General features: G+C 39.5%; 20 protein-coding genes and 1 pseudogene. 16 read left to right on the forward strand and 5 right to left on the reverse strand.

The features are described 5' to 3' along the window. Window positions 1-86: 86 nt before the first annotated feature. From gltB to NDQ71_RS01230, 14 genes and pseudogenes are all read left to right on the forward strand, one after another. Complete coding sequence (gene gltB, locus NDQ71_RS01165) at window positions 87-4,544, forward strand: glutamate synthase large subunit (protein WP_192542651.1); 4,458 nt, start codon at window positions 87-89, stop codon at window positions 4,542-4,544. A gap of 9 nt (window positions 4,545-4,553) precedes the next feature. Then, entirely contained in the window at window positions 4,554-5,969 is a 1,416-nt protein-coding gene (locus tag NDQ71_RS01170) for an FAD-dependent oxidoreductase (protein WP_192542650.1), read from the forward strand. Between the two features lie 326 nt (window positions 5,970-6,295). Next, entirely contained in the window at window positions 6,296-6,880 is a 585-nt protein-coding gene (locus tag NDQ71_RS01175; RefSeq protein ID WP_064665969.1) for a hypothetical protein, read from the forward strand. A gap of 219 nt (window positions 6,881-7,099) precedes the next feature. After that, window positions 7,100-7,543, forward strand: coding sequence for a hypothetical protein (locus tag NDQ71_RS01180; protein WP_084448100.1), 444 nt, complete (start codon window positions 7,100-7,102; stop codon window positions 7,541-7,543). Window positions 7,544-8,100: 557 nt separating this feature from the next. Continuing rightward, window positions 8,101-8,397 (forward strand): hypothetical protein, encoded by a 297-nt coding sequence (locus tag NDQ71_RS01185; protein WP_064665971.1) that lies wholly within the window; start codon window positions 8,101-8,103, stop codon window positions 8,395-8,397. 82 nt (window positions 8,398-8,479) lie between these two features. After that, window positions 8,480-8,878 (forward strand): hypothetical protein, encoded by a 399-nt coding sequence (locus tag NDQ71_RS01190; protein ID WP_157586679.1) that lies wholly within the window; start codon window positions 8,480-8,482, stop codon window positions 8,876-8,878. Between the two features lie 299 nt (window positions 8,879-9,177). Beyond that, a complete protein-coding gene (locus tag NDQ71_RS01195; RefSeq protein WP_301561746.1) occupies window positions 9,178-9,684 on the forward strand; it encodes a transposase in 507 nt (168 codons plus the stop codon). Between the two features lie 134 nt (window positions 9,685-9,818). Continuing rightward, window positions 9,819-10,145 (forward strand): hypothetical protein, encoded by a 327-nt coding sequence (locus tag NDQ71_RS01200; RefSeq protein WP_301561747.1) that lies wholly within the window; start codon window positions 9,819-9,821, stop codon window positions 10,143-10,145. Window positions 10,146-10,787: 642 nt separating this feature from the next. After that, on the forward strand, window positions 10,788-12,311 hold the full coding sequence (ltrA, locus tag NDQ71_RS01205; protein WP_192543234.1) for a group II intron reverse transcriptase/maturase: 1,524 nt from the start codon (window positions 10,788-10,790) through the stop codon (window positions 12,309-12,311). Between the two features lie 80 nt (window positions 12,312-12,391). Beyond that, window positions 12,392-13,003, forward strand: a pseudogene (locus NDQ71_RS01210) (transposase); the annotation flags it as partial. 447 nt (window positions 13,004-13,450) lie between these two features. Continuing rightward, on the forward strand, window positions 13,451-15,052 hold the full coding sequence (locus tag NDQ71_RS01215; RefSeq protein ID WP_301562114.1) for a hypothetical protein: 1,602 nt from the start codon (window positions 13,451-13,453) through the stop codon (window positions 15,050-15,052). Continuing rightward, window positions 15,045-15,911 (forward strand): ABC-three component system middle component 1, encoded by an 867-nt coding sequence (locus NDQ71_RS01220; RefSeq protein WP_192543189.1) that lies wholly within the window; start codon window positions 15,045-15,047, stop codon window positions 15,909-15,911. The genes NDQ71_RS01215 and NDQ71_RS01220 overlap by 8 nt, the downstream gene beginning before the upstream one ends. Continuing rightward, window positions 15,904-18,336, forward strand: a complete 2,433-nt coding sequence (locus NDQ71_RS01225; protein ID WP_192543190.1) for an AAA family ATPase — start codon at window positions 15,904-15,906, stop codon at window positions 18,334-18,336. The genes NDQ71_RS01220 and NDQ71_RS01225 overlap by 8 nt, the downstream gene beginning before the upstream one ends. Window positions 18,337-18,802: 466 nt before the next feature. Next, a complete protein-coding gene (locus NDQ71_RS01230) occupies window positions 18,803-19,837 on the forward strand; it encodes an IS110 family transposase (RefSeq protein ID WP_301562115.1) in 1,035 nt (344 codons plus the stop codon). A 283-nt stretch (window positions 19,838-20,120) separates the two neighbouring features. On the opposite strand, the gene NDQ71_RS01235 is transcribed toward NDQ71_RS01230, so the two are convergent. The 4 genes from NDQ71_RS01235 to NDQ71_RS01250 form a co-directional block, all read right to left on the reverse strand. Then, the gene (locus NDQ71_RS01235; RefSeq protein WP_192543218.1) at window positions 20,121-20,426 is read right to left on the reverse strand and encodes a GRAM domain-containing protein; all 306 of its coding nucleotides are present in this window, start codon (window positions 20,424-20,426) and stop codon (window positions 20,121-20,123) included. Between the two features lie 103 nt (window positions 20,427-20,529). Then, window positions 20,530-20,955 carry a hypothetical protein gene (locus tag NDQ71_RS01240; protein ID WP_192543219.1) on the reverse strand — a complete coding sequence of 142 codons (426 nt, stop codon included), beginning with the start codon at window positions 20,953-20,955 and terminating at the stop codon, window positions 20,530-20,532. A gap of 122 nt (window positions 20,956-21,077) precedes the next feature. Further along, window positions 21,078-22,751, reverse strand: a complete 1,674-nt coding sequence (gene recN, locus NDQ71_RS01245) for a DNA repair protein RecN (protein WP_064665977.1) — start codon at window positions 22,749-22,751, stop codon at window positions 21,078-21,080. A gap of 88 nt (window positions 22,752-22,839) precedes the next feature. Continuing rightward, a complete protein-coding gene (locus NDQ71_RS01250; protein ID WP_301562116.1) occupies window positions 22,840-23,382 on the reverse strand; it encodes a hypothetical protein in 543 nt (180 codons plus the stop codon). A gap of 120 nt (window positions 23,383-23,502) precedes the next feature. On the opposite strand from NDQ71_RS01250, the gene NDQ71_RS01255 reads away from it, so the two are divergent. Then, window positions 23,503-24,720, forward strand: a complete 1,218-nt coding sequence (locus tag NDQ71_RS01255; protein ID WP_301562640.1) for an IS4 family transposase — start codon at window positions 23,503-23,505, stop codon at window positions 24,718-24,720. Window positions 24,721-24,807: 87 nt separating this feature from the next. On the opposite strand, the gene nadK is transcribed toward NDQ71_RS01255, so the two are convergent. Beyond that, window positions 24,808-25,692: an NAD(+) kinase gene (gene nadK / locus NDQ71_RS01260; protein WP_192542904.1), complete on the reverse strand. Its 885-nt coding sequence runs from the start codon at window positions 25,690-25,692 to the stop codon at window positions 24,808-24,810. Between the two features lie 100 nt (window positions 25,693-25,792). On the opposite strand from nadK, the gene NDQ71_RS01265 reads away from it, so the two are divergent. After that, a complete protein-coding gene (locus tag NDQ71_RS01265) occupies window positions 25,793-26,758 on the forward strand; it encodes a hypothetical protein (RefSeq protein WP_064665980.1) in 966 nt (321 codons plus the stop codon). Window positions 26,759-26,781: the final 23 nt, after the last annotated feature.

Genomic DNA, 26,781 nt, shown 5'->3' on the forward strand with positions numbered 1-26,781 from the left:
TGCAATTGGCGATAGTTTTGACTGTCTGCTAGCAAACCGTCGAGAAGGTCATTCATAGCTAGCTGTTGTAGCAAGGGGAGGGGTCTATGTTATACGACTCAAAATTAGAAAAAGATAATTGTGGCTTTGGCTTAATTGCCCAGGTCAATGGTCAAGCAAGTCATCGCTTAATTCGTACAGCGATCACCGGCTTAGACCGTATGGAACACCGTGGTGGTATTTCTGCCGACGGCAAAACAGGCGATGGCTGTGGCTTATTATTACAAAAGCCAGATAGCTTTTTTCGTGCGATTGCCGCTGAACAAAATTGGCACTTAGGTAAAAATTATGCCGTTGGCATGATTTTCCTAAATTCAGATCCAGTACTTGCGCAAGCTGCAAAAGATATATTGAGTGAAGAACTCGAAAAAGAAACCCTCAATATTCAAGGTTGGCGCGTAGTACCAACTGATGAATCATGTTTAGGACCTATTGCAATAAAGCAGTTACCTAAATTTGAACAAATCTTTGTTAATGCACCTGAGGGCTGGCGTCCAAAAGATTTAGAGCGCCGCTTATATGTTGCTCGTCGCCGTGCTGAAAAACGTTTAGCCAGTGACGAAGGCTTTTATATTGCCAGCTTGTCAGGGTTAGTAACTATCTACAAAGGCTTAATGATGCCGGTGGATTTGCCTAACTTCTATTTAGATTTAGCTGATATTCGCATGACCAGTGCGATTTGTGTGTTCCACCAACGTTTTTCGACTAATACGCAACCACGCTGGCCTTTAGCTCAGCCGTTTCGTTATTTAGCGCATAATGGTGAGATCAACACTATACAAGGTAATCGTCAGTGGGCACGTGCTCGTTCATATAAGTTTGCATCGCCGCTTATTCCAGATTTGCAAAGTGCAGCGCCATTTGTCAATGAAACCGGCTCGGATTCATCAAGCCTAGATAATATGCTTGAACTGTTTTTAGCTGGTGGCATGGATTTATTCCGTGCTATGCGAATGCTAGTGCCACCCGCATGGCAGAAAAACCGTGCGATGGATGATGACTTACGTGCATTTTACGACTTTAACTCAATGCACATGGAACCATGGGATGGCCCTGCGGGTATTGTGATGTCGGATGGGCGCTTTGCCGCCTGTAACTTGGACCGTAATGGCCTGCGTCCGGCACGTTATGTGATCACTCAAGATGGCTTTATTACTCTAGCTTCTGAAGTGGGGATTTGGGATTACACCGCCGATGAAGTGGTTGAGAAAGGCCGCGTTGGCCCTGGTGAATTACTGGTAATTGATACCCAGCTTGGCAAGATTTGGCACTCAGATGAAATTGACCGCGATCTTAAATCTCGCCATCCTTATAAAGCATGGCTTGAAGCCAATGTTAAGCGCCTAACCCCGTTTGAGCAGTTATCTGAGCAAGACGCAGGGAACCGTTCATTTGATGATCAAACATTGCTCAAATACCAAAAAATGTTTGGTTATACCAATGAAGAGCTTGATAGCGTCATTCGCGTAATGGGTGAAATTGGTCAAGAAGCCACTGGCTCAATGGGTGATGACACGCCATTTGCAGTGCTTTCTGAAGGTAACCGTTCATTATTTGATTACTTCCGTCAAAAGTTTGCGCAAGTAACCAATCCGCCAATCGATCCACTACGTGAAAACCACGTAATGTCATTAGCGACCTGTATTGGTAGTGAGCAAAACGTATTTAACGAGACCACAGGTCACGCGAAACGTTTACAGTTTGATACACCAATTTTAATGTATGCTGATATGCAGCAGCTACTTAGTGCCGATCAAGCGCATTACAGCTACTGTAAAATTGATATCACTTACAGCAAAGAAGAAGGCCTTGGCGATGCGGTAACCCGTATTTGTGATGAAGCACAAGAAAAAGCCGCTGGTGGCTGTGTCATGTTGTTTCTAAGTGACCGTAACTTTGACGAAGATAAATTACCAATTCCTGCGGCTATGGCTGTAGGTGCTGTACAAAAGCGTTTAGTTGATAATAACTTACGTTGTGAATCAAACATTATTATTGAAACTGGTAGCGTGCGTGATGCACACCAATTTGCAGTATTAATCGGCTTTGGTGCAACGGCAATTTACCCGTACCTTGCTTATGAATCACTGGTTGCGATGAGCGACTCAAAAGTGATTAACAAAAGCTATTGTGAAGTCACGCTTGCGTATCGTAATGCAATCAACAAAGGCTTGTACAAGATCATGTCAAAAATGGGTATTAGTACCGTGGCATCGTATCGTTGTTCAATGTTATTTGAAGCGGTTGGTTTATCAGACGCTATTGTTGATACCTGTTTTAATGGTGTGGCGAGCCGCATTAAAGGTGCGTGTTTTACAGATTTTGATGACGACCAGCGCAAACTTCACACATTAGCATTGAGTAAGCGCAAATTACTCAGCCATGGCGGCTTATTAAAGTATGTACATGGCGGCGAGTATCACGCGTACAACCCAGACGTTATTCAAACGCTGCAAAAAGCAGTGCGCTCAGGTGAATACAGTGATTACAGCGTATATGCTGATCTGGTTAATAAACGCCCCATCGCCACATTGCGTGACATGCTAGCACTTAAATTGCCAGCAGAAGGTATCAGCATTGATGATGTTGAACCTGCAACAGAGCTATACAAGCGTTTTGACTCTGCAGCAATGAGTATTGGTGCATTATCACCAGAGGCGCATGAAGCACTTGCTATTGCGATGAACCGTTTAGGTGGTTGTTCAAACTCAGGTGAAGGCGGTGAAGATAAGCTACGTTATGGCACTGAGAAAAACTCACGTATCAAGCAAGTTGCCTCGGGTCGCTTTGGGGTAACACCGCACTACTTACGCAGTGCCGACGTTATTCAAATTAAAGTAGCACAAGGTGCAAAACCAGGCGAAGGTGGCCAATTACCGGGTGAAAAAGTCACGCCTTATATTGCCAAGCTGCGTTATTCGGTACCGGGTGTAACTTTGATTTCACCACCACCGCATCATGACATTTATTCAATTGAAGATTTAGCTCAACTTATTTTCGATTTAAAACAAGTAAACCCTAAAGCGCTGATCTCAGTAAAACTGGTATCTGAGCCAGGTGTTGGCACGATCGCAACGGGTGTTGCTAAAGCCTATGCTGATTTAATTACTATTTCTGGCTATGACGGCGGTACTGGCGCAAGCCCGCTTACCTCGGTTAAATACGCAGGGAGCCCATGGGAACTTGGCCTTGCTGAAACACAGCAAGCGCTGGTTGAAAACGGTTTACGCCATCGTATTCGTTTGCAAACAGATGGTGGTTTAAAAACCGGCCTTGATATCATCAAAGCAGCTATTTTAGGTGCTGAAAGTTTTGGTTTTGGTACAGGCCCTATGGTGGCGCTTGGTTGTAAATACTTACGTATTTGTCACTTAAATAACTGTGCGACCGGTGTTGCAACCCAAGACGATACACTGCGTCAAAAGCATTATCATGGCTTACCTGAGATGGCGATGAACTACTTCAAGTTTATTGCTCAAGAAGCGCGTGAGATCATGGCAAGCTTAGGTGTTGCTAATTTAACAGACTTAATTGGTCGTCTTGATTTACTTGAAGCCATTGAAGGTAAAACCGCTAAGCAGAAAAAAATTGACTTATCGTCGGTGATTGCTCAGCCAAATAACCCAACTGGTGAAACCCTGTTTTGTAGTGCGCCAAATTCGTCGCATTACTTAGGCAAGTTAAACGAAACGTTACTTGCTAAAGCACAACAAGCAATTGACGAAAGCACTGGTATTTCACTGGTAAGCCGTATTTGCAACACTGACCGTTCAGTGGGCGCGATGTTGTCAGGCTATATTGCTGATAAACATGGCAACCAAGGCATGGCCGCAGATCCGGTAACAATCGAATTACACGGTACAGCGGGTCAATCATTTGGTGTATGGAATGCCGGTGGCCTTGAAATGACATTGGTCGGCGATGCTAACGATTACGTTGGTAAAGGTATGGCTGGCGGTAAGCTGGTAATTCGCCCACCACTGGGTTCATCGTTTGAAAGCCATAAAGCAACCATTGCAGGGAATACCTGTTTATATGGTGCAACGGGTGGCAAGCTGTTTGCTGCAGGTTGTGCTGGAGAGCGTTTTGCGGTTCGTAACTCAGGCGTGCAAGCGGTTGTTGAAGGCGTAGGTGATAATGGCTGTGAGTACATGACCGGTGGCGTAGTGTGCGTGCTGGGCAATGTAGGCGTGAACTTTGGTGCCGGTATGACCGGCGGCTTTGCCTATATTTTGGATGAGCGTAATGACTTTGAAAAACGCATCAATCCAGAGCTAGTCGAAGTGGTGCTGTTAGATGAGCTAGCATCACACCAAGAGCATTTGCGTGGTCTAATTGCTGAGCATTTAGAACTAACAGGCTCAAGCCGTGCAGAAACTATTTTAGCCAGTTTTGAAGCGTATTTACCAAAATTCAAACTAGTTAAGCCGAAATCAAGTGATGTGAAAAGTTTACTCGGGCATCGCGCTCGTAGTAGTGCTGAACTTCGTGTTCAAGCACAGTAAGGGGGTAGTATGAGCGAGAATGTATATCAATTTATAGACGTGCAGCGGGTTGATCCCCGCAAAAAGCCAATTTCATCACGTAAAAAATCATTTGTTGAAATTTACGAACCCTTTTCAGAGAGTCAAGTAAACTCGCAGGCAGATCGTTGCCTTGATTGTGGTAATCCGTATTGTGAATGGAAATGCCCAGTGCATAACTATATCCCACAGTGGTTAAAGTTAATTCGCACTGGCCGTATCCTTGAAGCCGCAGAGTTGTCACACAGAACCAACAGCTTGCCGGAAGTATGTGGTCGTGTATGTCCACAAGACCGTTTATGTGAAGGTTCATGTACATTAGACGAAGAATTTGGTGCCGTAACTATAGGTAATATTGAAAAATACATTACCGATACAGCATTCAAAATGGGCTGGAAGCCTGATATGTCGTATGTGGTATGGACAGAGAAAAAAGTCGCCATTATTGGTGCCGGGCCTGCAGGTCTTGGTTGTGCAGATATTTTGGTACGAAACGGCGTAAAACCAGTGGTATTTGATCGTCACCCAGAAATTGGTGGCTTGCTTACTTTTGGTATTCCATCGTTCAAACTTGAAAAACAAGTCATGCAAAAACGTCGTGAAATTTTCACCGAAATGGGGGTTGAGTTTAAACTTAACACTGAAGTCGGTGTTGATATCACTATGGATGAAATATTGGCCGAATACGACGCAGTATTTTTGGGAGTGGGGACTTATCAAAGCATGCGTGCGGGCCTTGAGAATGAAGATGCACCAGGTGTTCATGATGCGTTGCCGTTCTTGATCGGTAATACCAACCGCGTCATGGGTTATGACGAATCGAATCAAGCTTACATTGACATGGCAGAGCAAAAAGTTGTGGTGTTAGGTGGTGGTGATACCGCGATGGACTGTGTACGTACTTCAATTCGCCAAGGCGCAGACAAAGTAATTTGTGCATATCGTCGTGATGAAGAAAACATGCCAGGCTCAAAACGTGAAGTTAAAAACGCCAAAGAAGAAGGTGTTGAATTTACTTTTAACGTACAGCCAACCGGTATTGTACTAAACGACAACGGCCACGTAGCAGGCGTTAAAATGGTGAAAACCCAAATGGGTGAACCAGATGAAAAAGGCCGCAGCAGAGCTGAAGTGATCCCGGGTTCTGAGCATGTGATTGAAGCCGACCAAGTACTCATGGCGTTTGGTTTCAAACCACACAAAATGGATTGGTTAGAAAAGTATGATGTAGAAATAAACCACTGGGGCGGCATTAACGCACCAGAGCAAGGTGAATTTACCCATCAAACAACCAACCCTAAAATCTTTGCCGGCGGCGATATTGTACGTGGCTCAGATTTAGTAGTTACCGCAATCTTTGAAGGGCGTAACGCCGCGGAAGGGATCATGGACTACTTAAAAGTGTAATGCTTTAAAGGTTTAAGAATGTAAAAAGCAAGCCAACTGGCTTGCTTTTTTTATGGCTAGGATAATATAGCGATAAGTTGTAAGTTTGATCAGATTTCGCTTCTTAATGAGTAGGGGCTTGATTTTGTCCGATAACATTATTAACCGCCGTTTTGGTGCAAAATAACAAGCTTAATTCCTAGCTATTTTAATTACTTGTTTACAAAGGTAATTATTGGTGAAATTATTAGAGTATGTAATATACGCTGTTTTGGGGTGTTATAAACCACTAAAATGGTGTTCAATAAGCTGTCAGGCAAATCTAGAAATTACGAGAGACATAAAATATGGAGATAGTACAAAAAAAGAAGTCTAATAAGCATACGTTTACTTTTAAGGATGATCATTTTAACTTTGCTTATGAAGATAAGTCAGGGTCTGGTGACACAGATATGAACTATGCTGACTTCCCTCAAAAATCCTCTATCCAAATTGAGCAAAATGAATGGCTTCGAAATGTTGGCTATCTTTGGTGTGCTCTAGGTGTTTTTCAGCTTGGTTATGCTATCTATTCTGATGCATCAATATCAGGAAAAGGTTTTTGGATCATGATCGGTCTCGTTTGTGTTGTGTGGGCTCGCTTTTCAAAAGTTAAATACTCTGTTTTTAAAGCCGAACGAGGTAATGTGTTTGTTATTCATGATAAAAACCATGAGAAAATCATTAATGAGCTCAATGCGCGCAGAAAGTCTCAGCTTCTGGATTGGTATGGAGAGGTTAACTCAGAAAACGAATTAGAGCAGGAGATTGATAAATTCAAGTGGTTGGTAGAGCAAGAGGTTATCTCTAAGGAAGAGTCCGAGAAAAAAATTGCTCTAGCCGAGCTGCTAAATAAAGAAAATTATGAGCTTCCTGGCGAGCGACTAAATTGAATGCTTCCACTTATTCTGTGGCAACTGTATTGCTTCGTTCATAATTGAACGAAAATTTGAACTCGGCTATGGTTAATGCATCAATAAAAATAAATTAAAACGAGTTATTCTACAAGCTCGTGATAACTACTCGCAGGTTCGGCTGTATTATCCATATCACGGAGAGATAAAATTAGTAAATTCATCACAAAAGAGCACAAACTATTATTGGTTCTTGGTATGTCAATGCTTCTTGCCATTTTTGTTGTTAAATGGGCAAATGAAGATAGCCTCATTTATAGACCGCTAATTCAAGACATGCGTTTGGTTGACTCTGTTAAAATTGCGGACGTGTTAGATCAAGAGCGGATTGATTACTACGCTGATGTTAAAAACCATATGCTTTACGTCAACCAAGAGCAATCAGAATTAGCTCGTGTTTCACTTGCTAAAATTGGTATTGTCATTGAATATCCACTAATTACTCAGCACACTGATCTGAATAAAGCATATGATGAATTTATTAAACAAAAGAATGTCGAAGAGGAAACTGGAAAAATATGGCAAAGACCTTGGTTCTTTAAACTAGTTAAATTGGTTATGGGGGCGCTCGTAATTATTATTTTAATCCTTGCCATTGTTCGTCCAGTACTTGCATCAATACTTTACGATGATGAAAAGTAATTATAACACATATGAGCCTTAACTCTGTCAATAGGCACTAGTATTTTCTTTGACCGTTTTTATACAGTGACGGTCAATTCTAAATCAACTCTAATTCAATAAGCAAACTCGTTTACTTCGTCTGTCGATGCGGCTGTTAAGCAAGTAGCTTACGGCAAACACGTATTAAGGAGGGTTTTTAACACTGCATCTGCTGATATTCCTCTAAAGCGCAGCGTCTCTTAACCTCTTTGTGAATAATTCACTAAACTTTTTGCACAAAGAGAAGGGAATGAGAAGTAAATGAGGGTGAACTTGAAGGCTAATTATTGATATGTGAAAACACAATGCATTAATAAAAGTAAGCCCTTATCACCTAAAATAAACCACTCAAACACCTGTCATACCTTCCAAAATGCCAATTAAAGCAACAGCAAATCCTCTTTTTATATTTACGTAAAATTGAAGTAACTGATTGAATCAAAATAGGAACTCGGCTATGGTTGATTCATCAATAAAAATAAATTTTAAAACGAGTTATTCTACAGGCTCGTAAGAAGTACCAGAAGGATCTGCAAATGTCGTACTACAATCCCTTTATTTTAAAGACTGCTGCAAAAGTGTCGTTTCTGCATATTTCATGGCTAGTTGCTCTGATTGGTATCCCGATAGTCTTTTTCAGAGATGGCCTTAATTTCGCTGAAAAGTCATTGCTATTTGTTGGGTTATTACTTTTTTTCTGGTTAGTCTATTTGGTGTGTTGTATTACATTTCATAGGTTAAGTATGCGAAATGAACATAACCGCTTTGGCTACTTAGCGAAAGATGATTTAGAAAAAGGCAAAGAGGTTGGTACACATTTGGAAGGGTGGTAAACATGGTACTTCTAACAAACGCATTATGTTCATTCGCTGCGCTCATTGGGACGCGTTAGGTCTAAATCAGAGGGTAACTGCATTGATCCAAAATTCGTATACAAAAGCGGCATTTATAGCGCTACTAGTGGCCAGCGGCCTCAGCGTAGTTGTGGGGTTTAGCTTTTTCACATTATTACCAGAAGCAAAGGGACTTACTCTGATTTTATTGCTCCTGACACCGTTAGCTATATTCATTAATCTATTCGTTGCTTATAAGATATACCAAGGTAAGAATAGATTCATCAAATTCGCTTTCTGGGTGTATGTAGTTCAAATTGTAGGGTTCGATATCGGTGGTTGGGCGTTCTCTTTGTTACTGGGTTTTACATTTCATATTTCATGGGCGGTAGGTTCATCCTCCATCACCATAAATTTCTTTGCAATCTTAATGTCCGTTCTACTATTTAAGGCAATGCAAAGTGCTAGTAAAACCTCATAGCTTAGTTCTTAAGGAACACAGATCGTATTACTTCCTATTTTAAAACGGCAAATGTCATTATTTTTTCAATGGATTGCCGCTTACAATTTACCGCTAGTAGCTTAAGTACAGGGTGTACCTTACGATTACACTGTGTTTGCTCGATGCAATCCAGAATATCATCCAACCAAAGATAATTGCACTGAATCAGGGATTTGCATTATCGAGTGTTTTATATCACTCAATTGTGCAAAAGCTATTTAAATAACCCCCTGTGTCAGGATAGTTGTCGCCTCTAACTTTTAATAGAGGCAGATATAATGAGACGTCGATTTACACAAGAATTTAAAGTTCAAGCGGTTGAAAAAGCATTATCTCAATGTGATGATGTTCGCTTAGAAGATATTGCAGATGATTTAGGTGTCGGTTATTCAACGTTACAGCGTTGGATAGCACTCGCAAAAAAACATCAACTTGAAACACACCAGACGGGTAGCCAAATGACAGCAGAAAAACGACCACAAGACTGGAGTTTAGAAGAAAGACTCAGCGCGATTATTGACTGTGGTCATTTAGATGAAACAGCCATTAATGAATACTGTCGTAATAAAGGGCTTTACCCGCATCATATTAAGCAGTGGAAGCAAGATTTTGCCCAAGGACCTACAACGAAACTAGCTAAATCAGACAGTAAACAGCTTAAGCAAGAGATAAAACAGCTGCAAAAAGAACTGAATCGTAAAGATAAGGCCTTAGCTGAAACAGCCGCTCTGCTTGTTCTCAAAAAAAAAGCGGATGCACTCTGGGGTTTCAACGAGGACGATTAACAACACTGGCTGAGCGACATGAATTAATAAAGCTTATTACAAACGCGCAGGATTCTGGGGCAAGGAAAGAAAAAGCATGTGAGTTACTTGGGCTGACGGTAAGAACCGTTCAACGTTGGATTGAAGCTGACAATATGACTGACAAGCGAACAAGTACGATAAAACGGCCACCAAACCGTCTCACAGAGTTAGAGCGACAGCGTATTATTAATACGGTTAACTCAACTGAGTATGGGCATTTACCGGCCAGTAAAATAGTCCCTAAGCTGCTTGATAACGGCATATGGATAGCGTCTGAAAGTTCATTTTATCGTGTCATGAAGGCACATAACTTATTAACACATAGAGAAAAAGTAAAGCCGGCAAAGCCGATGAAAAAGCCAAGAGCATTGAAGGCAGTGCGTGCAAATGAAGTGTATACCTGGGATATCACCTATTGTGTGCTCGGAGTTCAGCACTAGCAAGGATTGCTTTAATGAACTACAAGTCTATTTGAAATGCGTAAATTAAATAGCAGAAGCTAGCTAATTTGCGTCGCTACTTGGTTGTGCAAGTAGTTGAGTCTGGGCAGCGGTGACTCATTGTATGCTAATGAGGTGACGTAACCTGCTGACAACGGGAAGTGAGGCGAATTCGTTAAGCCAAGATGCTTCTCTAGACTGAGTATTGGACGGATGAAGAACATGAACCGATTAACCCGCATCTGTGGGCTGAAATGTCGCCACTGCCTACACGAATTAATAGGCAGTATGATACTAATAGAGTGTTATAGGTAGGTGCATTCTATTCGATTTAGTAGATGACAAATATGCATCTATTAATGGACAAAAGTTTACGTCACAATTTAAGCGTTTGAGTATCATCACCTTACAGCACGATAAGGTTAAAGACTGCGATCGGCATCCCCCCCAATATGTTTGAGTTCAAATAGGTGAACCGAGGAAGGCTTGCAGTGAATGTTAAGGGAGCAAGACCCCGATGACACGCAAGTTGGCGGAGCGTTCGTAGTAGTCCGAGATGGGGAAAGCCCATTACATGGCGAAGGGGCGCAGTTTAATTGATTTGCGTGAGCAAATTATCTGACCTTAATGGGGTGAAGACCTTTGATAATCAGTGAAATGCAACGTAAATTAGCAACATGGACAGCAACCGATAAAACGCATCGCGTTAATCGATTACTGCGCCTTATCAGTCACCCGCAATGGCTTTGCCAAGCGGCCGAGGTAACGCTTTCTTCAAAGGGGGCCAAAACACCTGGCATTGATGGGATAACGAAAATTCATTTACAGGCTAATCTGAATGACTACCTAGATGAAATCAGAGATGATTTACTCTCAGGTAATTATCAACCTATGCCTGCCAGAAGAATTTATATTCCTAAAGCCAATGGGAAGCAACGCCCTTTAGGTATACCAACCTTAAGAGACAGGATAGTGCAACGTGCCATGCTCATGGCGATGGAACCAATATGGGAAAATGACTTTCATTCATTATCTTATGGTTTTAGACCTGAGCGAAGCGTTCATCATGCCATTCGTACAGTTAAGCTACAGCTAACTGATGCAAATGAGTCGAGGGGACGTTGGGTAATTGAAGGAGATCTATCAAGTTACTTTGATACAGTTCACCATCAATTATTAATGAAATGTGTGCGAAAGCGTATTAGTTGCCAGAGATTCAATAAATTACTTTGGCGATTTATAAAGGCAGGTCACATTGAACGTAATTTATTCTGTGCTACAAGCGAAGGTGTACCACAAGGTGGTGTTATTTCTCCACTGCTATCAAATATCATGCTCAACGAGTTTGATCAGTATTTGGATAAATGTTACTTAGGCAAGAAAGCACGTAAAAATCGTTGGTACTGGAATCGTACTATTCAAGATAAGCGCAGTATTGCACTAAAGGAAAATAGACAATGGAACCCTGCGGTTGCTTATTGTCGTTATGCCGATGATTTTCTCGTGATTGTCAAAGGTAATAAACAACAAGCAGAAGCAATTCGTGATCAGTGTCGAAACTTCCTTGAAGGTAAGCTAAAACTTACGCTTAATATGGAGAAAACCCATATTACCCATGTAAATGATGGGTTTATCTTCCTTGGACATAGGATTATTCGAAAGCGTGGACCAAAAGGTAATATGCGTGTGGTGTCTGGTATTCCACATGGTAAAGCTAAAGCATTTTCTCATTCATTGAGCCAAGCTTTATCAGGAGATCATAGTTGTAGCAAGATAGACAAAGTTGAACAGCTCAATCGTAAACTTAAGGGCTGGTCACAATTTTATCGACACACTGATTATACCGCTAAAGTTTACAGTAAAATTGATCGTATTATTTTCTGGAAACTTGCTAAGTGGTTGGCGAGGAAATATCGCTGCTCTATTAAGTCATTAATGATGAAATGGATCAAACGGCCAACGCCAAATCAGGCAACGACATGGGTGTTGTTTGGTGAAAGTAATCGCGGTAATTTATGTGGTGCATCACTATTTAGGTTAGTGAGTAGTCCTAAATTACAATTTCGATGGCGATTACCCGAATCAAACCCATATCTTAGAGATGAAATTAGAAACACCGTCACGTCTCGCTATAACGATGTTGCAATGGCTGTTAGCCACAATTAAGCGGAGAGCCGTATGCGCTGAAAGGTGCACGTACGGTTCGGAGAGGAGAAGCAGAGAAATAGTTCGACTACGCTCTGCCTCTTACTCTACTACCAACGAGCGTAAAAGGGCAATTTTTATACTTATATTTAGTGATGGACATTTTTAGTCGAAAGGTTGTCGGTTGGCAAATTCACGACACACAATTAAGTGAATTAGCCGCAGATTTAATGAAGGATATTTGCAGTCGAGAGCAAATAAAGCGAGAGCAAGTTACGTTGCACTCAGATAATGGCAGCCCAATGAAAGGCGCGACATTGTTGGCAACATTACAGGAGCTAGGCATTGTGCCATCATTTAGCCGACCGTCAGTAAGTAATGACAACCCGTACTCTGAGTCGTTATTTAAAACGTTAAAGTATCGCCCAGAATACCCAGAAAAGGCATTTGAAGATATAAGCGCAGCAAGAGAATGGGTAAGCGGATTCGTTGATTGGTACAATAATGAGCACCTACACAGTGGTATAAAATTTGTGACGCCAAATCAACGTCATTCAGGTTTAGATAAAGAGATATTAGCCAAGCGTCAGCAGGTAAACGATGCTGCTAAATTGAATAACCCAAGTCGTTGGTCAGGAAAGTCACGAGATTGGTCAATGATAAACGAAGTAAATTTGAATCCTGAGAAAAAAGAAGAAATGCGGGCGGCATAAAATTTAACTTGAGGCGACAACTAACTTGAAAAACTCCGATAATGATTCACAAAGAGGTTAAGAGACGCTGCGCTTAAGAGCAGACATTAAGACTATATTTAAGTCGCAGAGGTAAAACGCAGACAGTTTTGTACCAATTTCAGTCATTCAGGTATAACTCGTTTCTGCCCCAAAGTGAGTTAACGTAAATGCACTAAGGGTGGCTTTGAGCGAGGGGCGGGCGTTAATCTTTGAAGCTTAAACGTCAGCTTTCCAAGTTATAGCTACCGATATGCCCCTGAATATATGAGAATAAAAACTGAGCCTGAATTCGGATTTAGCGATCAATGGATGCTTGCCTAATTGATTTGCAAAATAAAATGGAATTAGATTTGAAGCTGTTGTAGTTTATTGTTTTTAGATGTGGCTACCTCGCATATTACCCTATAGGATTGAAATAGCTAGAAAATGGAAGATACACAATTTAAAAGTCCATTGTTTGATGCAACCGCGACGTGGAACGGTTTTTCTTATCAAGGAAAAGTCGGACTTTATGTATGTTTAAAGCTTATTAATGATGCATTGCTTCGTAATGAAGATATAGATGAGTTCTGTGAGCAATATAGTATTGAATTCGAATGGTTGGAGGATTTTTCTATACTCCAAAATAACCAGTACATAAGCCATCATCAAGTTAAACATTACAATGATGATAAATTTAGTAGTTATATTGACGCCATTGTTACTATTTTATCAAGACAACAAGGTCGAATATCCGAAAATGATCTATTTAAATATATTAGTTATTATGTTCAGATTAATACCACAGACTTTAATAAAAAGGAATACATTGAAATATTAGTTAGTAGATTAATTGAAGAGAACGTTGTCGACCAAAGCCGATTTATAATAGTAAATAAACTCTCAAACCTAGATGGTTACAATGATGATGTGGTAACTGCGGTTAATAATTACTTAGGTGATTTTATAACTATAAAAGATCAATATTTAAATGGGTGTGTGTACGTCCATACATCAAAAAAAATAAAAATTCCTAATCAAGACCTATCAGATTACAAAGACATAAAAAAATCAAAAGTCAGTTTGAAAGACGGTTCAAAAAGAACACTTAAAAATCATAATGTTATATGCTCGTTTGACAGCAACTCCAACTACGAGCTAACACTTGATGATGCAGAATTAACGAAAAAATTGATTTGTTTAGCTGAATCTATTTTGCAACATCAAAATCCAACCCTTGTTATCACTCATGAAATATTAACTATCTACGTTGCATCAATAAAAGACCTTATTGATAAATATGTTGCACAGAGGCATGAAGATCTAAACCGGGATGAAACAATACGGCTAAGTGAAAAAGTAAAACGAAAATTACCATTCGCAAATATTTTAGCCTGCCTAAAAATGGAAATTATTGATGAATCAAACGATTACTACTGGGAATTAATTTGCCGTGAAAACTTTGAGAATGCATTCCAAAAGCAAATTGATTTTTTAGATGAAGAAAACTTAGTAGAGCGAAGAAACCTCTATAGGCATTATAAAACGACTGATGATAAATATATTAAACAAGGGAAGTTAGCTTTATTGTTAAAAGCATTAAAACCACACCTACCTGTTTGCAATAATTCCAGTAAAAGTAATTACTATCATCAGCATATAGCAAGTGAAAATGATATCAGCGCAGCTTTTTTAAGTTTTCTTGAAAATCTAAACATAGAACACGACGACTGTTTCTTGTTTCCAAAAAATGGTAAACATTTTCATGCAAGTACTATTAGCGTAAATCGCTCAAACCCCCGTCATGCCCAAAAAGCTATTGATACTCTAAAAATAGAATTTAAAGATCGATCTATATATTTAAATAAAGATACTGACTTTATTGTTATCGATTCACCCAGTAACACTGAGTTTTCAGGTCGTCTTGAAAAGTTTGTAGAAGTACCTAACGTGTTAGGCTATGAAGTAACAGATGAAAAACATATAACCTCAACCAAAGATCTTACTTTTGTTCATTATGAATTAGCACAGGAAAAATTAAATGAATAAGGATTTTCTCAATACCATTACTAAATTATTAGGTGAATTAGGCTTGTCTGCTGGTATTTTTAATTTAGTTGATGACGACACAACAGCTCTACAGTCACAAGACTTTATCTTCGTAAGAAACAATAAAGTTGGTGATTATTTTTTATTGGCCGAAATTCAAATATCCGAATTACATTTAGTCAATCGTGATTTACAAATCAGTCTGATGTCATATTTAAACTACTTAATTACTGATGCTGGTGTTAATGATTTACAACCATTAGATGGGGTACCATTTTTAGCGTTAGATAGTAACTTTGAGAAAAACACCACGTTATTGCTATTCACGAATAAAATTGGTGATATTACTAACCTACTTACCCAAATTACTGAAATAGAAGAAAACGAGTATTTTTTTAAAAAACAAGTTGTACTGCTCCCTACCAAGTTTTTAGGTAATTTGGGAAATAAAATATCCAGCTCAACGGATTTTGAAATAACTAGATATTTGCAAAATTGCATGAACGACACTGAAAAGTTTAAACAATTCATGAGCAAGACAAACGAAGACACTGATTATGCAGGATGCGCCCAATTTTTTGAAAAGTTGCCATTTCTACATTTGAAAATAGAAAAATCTGAATCTAACTCTTTACAGAATATGTTCGACAATGAAATAGCAAAAAATACAAATAAATACAGTATTACGATTAACACGGGCGAAGAAGAGGAAGGTAGTAAACTCGCAATCTTAGATAAAAACCTAGAGGAAATTAACAAGGTCGCCTTGAACTACGCGTCAAAAATGGAAGAGTCTGATATCAACTTAGATGCAGAAAAATTGCTTAACAATATACTAGGAAATGGACTTTATGAGTAATTATAAAATTGGTCGATTGCTCGTTAAAAATTTCAAATCTTACACGGAAGAGTTCTCATTTAACTTCAAAAATAAAGATTTAATTATTCTAGATGGTCCAAATGGATTTGGTAAAACAACAATATTTGACGCTATTGAAATAGCGCTGACAGGCACTGTCAGCCGATTTAAAGATTCCAAAATAATTGATACCAAGCAACGACGGAAAAATATGTTGATATCAACTAATGGAGCCGACGGAGTTCCTTCTTTCGTAGTTTTAGAATTAATCGGTAGTAATAAATCTTTGATTATCGGCACTTATATAGAAGCCAAAAAAGGGCAGAATAAAGAATGGCCCGCTCATATTTTTCGTGGAATCTTAAATAGTTGGCCGGATAATGTAGACGATATATCTACTGAAATCAAAGAAGGAAATGGGAAAGTAAATGAACAACTACAGGAAGCGTTAAACTTTAAAGAATTGAATAAAATGTTTACTGTATTCAATTATATACAGCAAGAAGAAACTTTGCATTTTCTTAAGCTCGATGAAAAATCTAGGTTTAAACAAATTGATCACCTATTTGGTATCGATGGTGAAAAAAACGCATTAAATCAATTAGAACAGTTAAAAAGTGTAGTTTCAGATAAAATAAAAGACTTGGAAAAACAAAAAAGAGATAAAACAGCAGAACGTGAAGAACTTCTAACTGAAGAAGGTGAACCTGATGAGATTAGCTTATCTGGAAATACAATCGAACAGCTAGATACAAAAACAATAACGATTGCAAAACTCGTAAAATTTAAAGTCGCGCTTGAGGAATGCAAGAAGATATTAAGCTATGACGGGGAAATTAATTGGTCGCTTATTAAACAAAGATATGAAGTTAAAGAATGGCTTAAAACTGAGAATAAAAATTTAATAAAAAATCTGCTTCTTTTTAGTAAAACCTCAGACTATTCCCGCATTGAATCACTAAGCAAACATATCCAGTGGGTTACCAATACAGTTGAAAAGTGTGCAAATTATTGTGAACTAGTAGATATAGATGTTACTGTAGAAATAGATATTACAGATGTTTTGTTAAATAAAATACAAAAACATTTCAAAAACTTATACGAAGTAAATGAAGACGATATCAATACCTATAAAGCTCTAGTAAATGCCCAAAGTACAACCGAGCAACTTTTGACTAGCATAACCAATTCCAGTGAAACGCTGATTAAAAAGTTAAATAAATACTGCGGCGAAGAAGAAGAGATCATTGAACATTCGGATAATAAAGAAGAAGTTGATTGTCCATTATGCGGGCAACCATATGATGATTTAATCGAACTTAATACAGCATACAAAGAACAAAAGGCTGTTTTCCAAAAATTACAAACAGATACAGGTAAAAAGCTCAAGTTAGCTTATGAAAAAATTATCGATGAGTTAATTACTCCTGTCATCCAACGAAGTAAAGTACGTTATGCAAAATACAGCCAGTATGATGACTCTTACAAAGGTATATTGAGAGACCGCCAGATTAGTAAAGATAGCTTCGATAAAATGTTAAAAACTAAAGCTTGGTTCGACAGCAACCTTGCGAATTATAGTGGATATACTTGCCTTAGCTTATTTGTCGCAGATTATTCTGTTGAGGAAGAATATACCGAAATAAAAACACTATTAGAAACTTTAGACAACAAGCTTTCAGTCAAAGTTGAAGACGAATTTGAACTAATTAAAGCTAAATTAGATGATATTGGTGTAGATGCGAGTACAGAAGTTAATAATTGGCCTTTTTCATTAGAAAATGTTGTTAACGATATTCAGTACATAGAAGATCAAATTAAACTATTAAATAATAATCAATACAGCAAGTTAAATGACGAAATAACAGTGTGTGACACAGGTATATCAAATTATACAAGTATACTAAATGCATTAACTGAAGGGCATAGGATATATAAAACTAACATTACTCGATATGAAAATGAGATAGCCAAAAAAATACAAATACCTTTTTACAATATTAGCAGTAAAATATTACAAACAAGACTTGAATCAGGGATGCCGGCCAGTGGTATTATTTTGGAAGCTCCTGATAAGTTGAGCAATAATGGTTATTATCGTTTTTGTTCAAGTATCGGATCTGAACATGACGCTTGGAGTACAATGAGTTCAGGCCAACTAGCTGGAGTGATTATTGCTTTTATGCTGGCGATGAATAAAGTGTTTCCTACAGGGTTAAAAACGTTATTAATTGATGACCCAATTCAAAGTATGGATGACATAAATATGGCATCATTTATTCAATTGTTGAGGGAAGAGTTTAAGGATTATCAAATTATAATGTCTACACATGAAAGTAGAATCGCAAATTATATATCCTATAAATATCAAACATCTGGCTTATCACCTTTAGCTATAAATTTAAAAAATGAGAAGAAAAATTGAGACTTAATTTAACAATAATTGGCGAGAGTCTACCACTTTCGTGTTTAGCCTGTGTAGATTGATTCGAACGAAGTGAGTCCCAACAATTTATCTTGCCTATCAAAATGTTGGGTGCGCCTTTGGTTTACCCAACCAAACATGCAAAAATTTGAGTCATATAAACGGCTGCTTGTCACTGGATAGTCGACGTTCAAATTTGATAAACCATCCTCTGCTTCTGGCACAGAGCCGTCCTACGGCTCTAAATTGTTTCTGTCCAAAAGAGTGTTAGAGCGACCGAACGGTTATCGCTCTAAGCCGTCATTCAGTTTTAATCATTCATCGTTGGGTTTCGTTGCTCTCAACCACAACCTAAGGTGATAAATTTAACGCCGAACTGTTTTGGCTTTTCCTAGATGTATGGACTCCCTCTCCCTGAGGAGGTACGGTTTTAATCCGACAAAAGATTAACCAAAGGAGTCCATACATGAAAGATACTAATATATTGGCTATTGATTTAGCAAAGAATGTTTTTCAAGTCTGTAAACGAGATCCAAAAGGTAAAGTCCTCTTCAACCGAGAACTTAGCCGAGCAAAACTAAAAGAGATGCTTGTTAAGCAGCCACGCTCATTGGTGGCGATGGAAGCATGTGGTAGTGCGCAATATTGGGCTAGGCTAGCACGTGCTCTTGGTCACGAAGTCAAAGTCATTTCCGCAAGAACAGTTAAGCCTTTCCAAACTAAGCAAAAAACGGATCGTAATGATGCTTTAGCCATCGCAATCGCCGCTTCTCAAGAGCATATCCATGGTGTTCGTGTGCAATCTGCCGAAGAGCAGGCTTTGCAATCATTGGAGCGAGCTCGTCATTTAGCAAAAACACATCAAATAGCACAGAGTAATCAAATTAGGGGCTTACTTGGAGAGTTTGGTATTATTGTGCCACCAAGCTTATCCCAACTTCGTAAGCACATTCCTTTTATTCTGGAAGACGCTGAAAATAGCTTGCCTCAGTCTTTTCGTGAAACACTGAATTATTTATGGCAGCACTTACTACAGCAAATCGAACATGTTGCCATTTTGGAACGCCAGCTCGAAGGCGCTGTAAAATATGATACGACCTGCCAAAAGTTGATGAAGTTAGAGGGCGTCGGCCCCATCGGTGCTTTAGGGCTAGCGGTGCGTTTAGGTCAAGGTGAGAATTTTACCAACGGTCGTGAAGCATCAGCAAATATAGGGTTAACACCAAAGCAACATAGTTCAGGTGGTAAAGAGCGTATTGGGCATATTTCAAAGCGTCATGCAGATAAGCGACTTCGTTCCACTCTTTTCCAAGGAGCGCTTTCTGTTATCACGCAAGTGAGTAAACGTCCAGCCAGAACAAGCAAAGAGCGTTGGCTACAAGCCTTAGTCGAGAGAAGAGGCAAAAAAATCGCAGCGGTTGCTTTCGCAAACAAAACGGTAAGAACAGCTTATGCGATATTAAAGAATGACATGGAATATCAGCCAATCTCATTGGCTTGATATTCCATGTTGAATCAGCAAAGAGCGATGTAAAACAGGTAAGACCGACCAATAGAAGCAAGTTAGGTCCTAAGGCACTTTAGATGCCGCTTCCTAGAGTTTGCCTATTGGTGCGAGTACATTTTAGGGCGAGGTAGCTCCTCAATAAAGCCCGTATATAAGCACGCATCTATACTTGTTTTTAAAGACAGTTTTTTGTTGATTTACTTAGGGAGTCCATATAAGCGCCTAGAACCTCCAACCTAGCAACTCGTCCCTTTAACCTTTAACCTTTAACCTTTTTTCAATGACTCGCTTGCAGGCAATTAAGCCATTCATCGGGTTCTGCTAAAATGAATTCCAAATGGTGGTTTTCTTTGGTAGTTATTTTAATCCCAGATGTTGTGATAGGTAGCATACCGGCTGCTTTGCCTGAGCATTTTTCAACACGAGAGATATTGTTTAGCTTTATCGCGTAACTGCCTAGGCTAAGTTGTTTATTGAGCGCCTCAAAGTGCAGTATATTATCGGTCAAAGTAAGACGACCATCTGCTTTACCGACTCCTAGTTGTAATGTTGCATAACAGCGTTTCAATTGTGTTGCGTTCATTATTCACTCCATCGATTTTATTATTTTCTTGAGTGTATGCGGGTAACCTCAATGTGTCAATCATGTAAATAAAATGTTTTATTTAGGCCGTGTTTACAACAATTTATAAAAAGTTATTAGCACGGTAGAGCATTTTTTGCTGTTTATTTACACGCACAAACGCAAACAAAACCAACGCCATTTGCACACCAAGTGCGAATAAAGTTAGCATCAAATCTACATGACTATCAGTACGTTGCACTAAACCTATCTCTATAAACCAAGCAATAGCGAGCATTAAAATAAGTGAACCATGCAAATAACGCTGTAGGGTAATTTTAAACTGAATATGCTTCCACTGGCTAAATATCAACAGCGCTAAACTCAGTATTGGAATTAACATCAAGCAGCTAGTTGCAATGATTAATAGTGGCTGCCATGCAGAGAAAGACGATGCACCGCCAGTGATAAGGTAGTCATTACAGCCGCTCAGTAGCATTAAGCTAAACAATAGGCTTACTAATTTTGTTGTGTTTGTTTTTTTCATCATTGTAAAAGTGTACTTAGGTTCTTTTCAAGCCTTACAACCGTCAGTAAGGCTTGCTAATGTTGTGTAAAAGGGTGTAATTAATTACAGTCTTAATTGCGTTATTGATTCTGTAAGCAACAGTTTTAAGCATGCGCCATAATTAATTCTTTGGCGTTAGCTTTGGCTGTTTTACTTATATTATCGCCGCCAAGTAAACGGGCAATTTCATCAATACGGCCATGTTTATTCAGTGGTAGCATTTGCGTGAAAGTTTCACCATCAGCAATTTCCTTTGCAACAAAAAATTGCTGATGTCCTGAGCTGGCCACTTGTGGTAAATGGGTCACACAAATAACCTGAGTAGATTTACCCAGTTGGCGTAATAACTTACCAACAGCAGAGGCGGTCGGCCCTGAAATACCCACATCCACTTCATCAAAAATAAGGGTTGGAGTTGTTACTTTTTGCGCAATGATAACTTGAATCGCTAAGCTGATACGAGACAGTTCGCCACCTGAGGCAACTTTTGACAATGGCTGTAACGGTTGGCCTGGGTTAGTCGAAACTAGAAAGGCAATGCTGTCAAAACCTAAGCTATTTGGAGCACGATCATGTTCTTGTTTTAGCGCAATTTCAAACAGGCCGTTTTCCATCGACAGGTTTGCCATACTTGCACTGATCAATTCATTTAACGTATGCGCGGCACTTTGGCGGCTTGCACTCAGTGCGGTTGCTGCACTGTGGTAGTCATCAAGTGCGGTTTGTATTTCGTCATTAAGCTCATTGAGTCTTGCTGAATTGGTACTGATCGATTCAAGCTCTTGACTAATTGACTGATGAAACTCCACTAATTGCTCTGGTTTTATATGATGCTTGCGCGCTAGATCCATCGCACCGCTTAAGCGAGCTTCAACGTCGAGCAGTCGGCTAGGGTCAAGCTCTGTTTGCTCTGCGTAATTGCGAATTTCACGGCTAGCTTCTTCTACTTGTACAGCGGCTTCTGCCAATAATGCAGCAACACTATTTAAGCTTTCATCAAAGTTTGCCAGCTCTGCAAATTGCTGCGCACTATGTTGTAACATTGAGCAGGCGTTTTGTTCGTCACTTTCATACAAGTATTGTAATTCACGTTGGCATGCTTCGAGAATTGTTTGGCTGTGGCTTAATTTGTGATGTTCAGCCTCAATATCGCTAAACTCATCGGCTTGTAAGGCAAACTCATCAAGCTCAGCAACTTGATACTCTAATAGTTGTTTTTGTGCAGCTTGTTGCTGTTGGGCTTGCTCAAGGGCTGTAAATTCTTTTTGTAGGTTTTGACAATGGCGATACTGACTTCGCACATTATCAACAAGGGTATGATGCCCAGCATATGAGTCGAGTAGTTGTAATTGATGCTCGCTTTTCAACAGGTGTTGATGTGCATGTTGGCCATGGATAGAGATCAGATGTTGGCCGAGCTCTTTAAGCTGTGCGGCGGTTACTGGGCTGCCATTGATATAGCTTTTACTGCGGCCATTTTTACAGATCACGCGGCGTAATAAGCATTCTTGATCAGTATTAGTAAGTAGCTGCTGCTCTAAAAATTGTTTGGCAAGAGGCAGTGCAGTAATATCAAACTGCGCGCAAATTTCTGCGCGCTCAGTGCCTGGTCGTACGGCTGAGGCTTCAGCACGTTCGCCTAAACACAATGATAAGGCATCGATAGCGATTGATTTACCCGCACCTGTTTCACCGGTAATAGCAGTCATACCGCTTTGCCATTCGGTGCTTAAATTGCTCACAATTGCAAAATTTTTAATTTCTAACCCAATTAACATACTGTTTATCCATCCAGTCAATTAACTGTTAATTTATACAGTGTTTTGGGTTTTTGCAAATTAATTTTTATTATATTAGCGAGTTTATTTAATGCTCATTTACAGAAGTGTCAAAATTGTTTGCTGGATCAATAGCTTCTTCATAATCATCAGGATTTGCTGATAACTCGCTGGTAGATAAAACTTTGATCAGTGAAGGTAATAATTCATGGTAAAAGGTTTTATTGTAAGCTAAGCCCGCAGTGGGTAATTCACTGACAAAAAAATCTAAGCGCTCTGCGAGCGCATCACGTTCACCGGTGACATAAGTTTTTGCCAGTTCACTGTTAATAGTGCTAATAAGTGACTCAATAATGCGCTCTAAATAAAGTAAGTTCTCGTCGTTGTGAGCTTGCACAACAAAAAAATTACTAACAATGACCTGAATGCGGGGAATGTATTTTGGGCGAATGATTTTTGCTTCACAATACTCATTGAGCTTTAACTTTACATTCGCATTCACTTCGTTGACGCGGGTATTAAATAACTTCTTTTTTGCTGCGAGTGCTTTGCGGCGGTTATTTTCAATCACTAAATAGCTGCCAAGTAGGGTGATCAATAATAATAAAGCCAAGAAAACAACATAAGTCATGAGGCGTTAATTTCCCTGAAAAAGCTAAAGTATCCCCAAAATTAGCCTTTATATATCAATGAACTAATAGTGTTAAAAAATATGGGTAGTGAGGGAACATTCATGGTGTTTTGTGATCTTATGAATCGCTTAAAAACAACAGAACTAAACACCATGAATGCGTCTACTATTTTGCACAATATGCTCCGCGCTGTCACCCCTAACTCTATTCATAAAGCCAGATTTAATACTCTAGTCGCTGCCGTTAAATCTCTTTTGCACTGTCAGCAATGCACCTTGACATCTATTGGTCGCAATTTGGATTCAAAAACAACTGAAAAACATGATATTAAACGTATTGATCGACTACTCAATAACCACGAGCTTTTGCGTGAGTCGACATCGGTTTATGTTCGCTTAAGCCGTTTTGTGGTCACTGAAAAGCATCCCGTCATTTTGGTTGATTGGAGTCATGCAGATACACAAACCAAATACTGTATTCTGCGTGCCAGCATTGCCAGTGAAGGTCGTTCTTTGACCCTGTATCAGGAAAGTGCATTCAGTTTTCAGTATCATTGCCCAAAAGTTCAAAAACGGTTCTTAAAGATGCTCAAACTGATCTTGCCGGGTGACTGCCGGCCCGTAATTGTGACGGATGCGGGCTTTAAAGTTCCTTGGCTCAAAGCCGTGCGAAACAATGGCTGGCATTATATTAGCCGTGTTCGAGGTACGGCACATTTGAAAACGCAGGGCAGCGATGAGTTTGTTCCATGCCAGTCACTATTCAAGAGCAATCAACGTAAGAGCCAGTATCTTGGCGCGACCGAGTTGACCAAAAGTGCAAAATATCAAACTCATGCAGTGCTGGTTGGCAAGGGACATAAGTTATTAAAAAGAGATAAAAAACGTGGTTATAAGGAGCCTTGGCTACTCGTTTCTTCTCTTCCAAAGAGGCACCACTTTCTCGAAAAAGTACTCAAATTATATGGTATGAGAATGCAGATAGAAGCAGGATTTCGAGATCAAAAAAGTGTTAGGTTCGGCTTAGGCTCAGATCTGCACAGGACAAACAAACTCTATCGATTAGACATACTGTTGCTGCTTGCCACACTGGCTCATTGGTTCTCAATGATGCTGGGGGCAGTGATAGACAAAGCAGGAAAGACAGGCGCTTTTCAAGCTAATTCAACCAAAAAAAGACGAGTAGTGTCATGGGCATTTGTTGGGCTGCGATACTTCAAAAAACAGTCCATTAAACTGCGACGGCGAGATTATTTGGCAGGACTAGCCTATTTCGTACAGGTGGTAGTGCAACTCGATTGGAAAAATATGGATGTGAGTGATGTAATTGAAACTTAATGATTATTTCTGGGGATCCCTTAGCTGAAAAAGGTAACAAATAAATTTCAACTATTTTGCTCTAAAGTATGGTTAAGCGCAATGAAATTAATACAAACGACTGCCCCAATTTAACTTGGTTCTTAATACATGATAATACGAGTAATTTTTAGGATGGATCAGACGCAATTTCTTATCTGCTTTTTTAATTAGCACTTCATCGCCAGGTAATACCGCAAGCACCACATGACTATCACAACTAACTTGTAAACTGTCGGTATTTTCCAAGCTCAATTTTAAGCGTACTTCGTTATCTGCATCAACCACTAAAGGTCTACTTGATAGTGTATGTGGAAACATCGGCACTAATGAAATTGCATTAAGCTCTGGGGTTAAAATTGGCCCGCCACCAGAGAGAGAATAGGCGGTAGAACCTGTTGGCGTTGAGACAATTAAGCCATCGGAGCGCTGTGAAAATACAAAGTCATTATTAATAAAGGCTTCAAACTCTATCATATGGGCCACTTTGTCAGCATGTAAAACCGCTTCGTTAACTGCTGAGTTAGCACTTTTTAACTCGGCGTGGCGGTATACTTCCACTTCGAGTAAAAAACGTTTTTCTTCAATGTATTGGCCACTTAGTACTTGTTCTAAACTGGCTTCGAAGCCTTCTGGGTCTAAATCGGTTAAAAAGCCTAAATTGCCTCGATTCACACCAATTACGGCAACATCAAAGCGGGCTAAAACCCGTGCGGCACCTAGCATATTACCATCACCACCGACCACAATGGCAAGATCAGCTCGCTCACCTAGCTCTATCAGTTTGACTAACTTTTCCTTGGGAACATCGGCTAACTGGTGCCCTGTACGTTGCTCTAATAGTACATCAAAGCCCAACGCATTTAAAAAAGTGTACAAGCGCTGTAAAGTTGCAGCTGCGCCACTGTGATTTGGTTTGCCAATTAAGCCTATGGTTTTAAACGGTGATTCCATGATAAATGCATCAATAGTATTAATATCAATAGAGTAACCTATAAATGGTAAGTTTGAAAATAACCTTGAAATAAACTCATTGCGCCCCGATATCCCCTGTATGCAGCAAGATGTAGATACTATGAATTTAAACCCTCGAGATCAGCAAATATTTTCCGCAGTGATGAGCCTGTACTGTAATGGTGAAGGGCAACCCGTGGCGTCGAGTCGTATTGCAAAACAAAAAGGCATGGCTGTATGCTCAGCAACGGTTAGAAATGCCATGTCACGGCTTGAAAAAATTGGCCTGTTATATTCGCCGCATACCTCTGCCGGACGAGTGCCGACCAATGCAGGTTTTGATTATTGGCTAAGTGAGTTTTTCCCACTTGCTGATATAGCCCAATATTGGCAACCAGCACAAGCGCAATTGGTAGAGCTTGCCCATGGATTGAGCCAGCGTTATCAAGTGTGTTGTTGTGTTGGTTTACCACAAGTCAGCTCGCAACATGTTTTTAGGGTAGAAGTATTAGATTTTGATAGCAATGATTGGCTAATATTATTGCTTGATAGAGCAGGGCAAAGTCATAATATTTGTATTCACAAGCCTGATGAGGCGTCAGATACATTGCGTTATCAGTTTGCTACTTGGCTTAATACGGTATTTAGTCAACAAACATTAATGGAAGGCTTGTATCGTATGCAAGCGATGGCAAATACTGCGCCACGTAATTGTCATGATTCATTACACCAATGGACGCGAGAACTGAGTCAAAAGCTAGGCTCAGATAACAGCATAGTCGTTGGCGAAAATTATCTATATCGGAAAATTGATTGTGAGCAAAGCTTAAACATCGGCGTGTCATTTTTAAATTTTGTGGAAGATAAATTAGCATTTAAAAACGGCGTGTCAGTATTAAACACCGCTCAATTGCCATTTACTGATTGTGATGAATTGATGGTGATCAGCGTACCGTATTTTCAAAATCAAGAATATCAAAGTCGTTTTTGTGTAATTTGCCCTAAATCGGCGCAAATTGAAGCAATCATTCAAGAATTTAAATTAATCGAGTCATTTGGCTCTTGAATCTTTTGATTCAATCCCCATAA

Origin of the sequence: Pseudoalteromonas sp. KG3, assembly GCF_030436385.1 — a bacterium.
In the GTDB taxonomy this organism is placed as follows: Bacteria; Pseudomonadota; Gammaproteobacteria; order Enterobacterales; family Alteromonadaceae; genus Pseudoalteromonas; species Pseudoalteromonas prydzensis.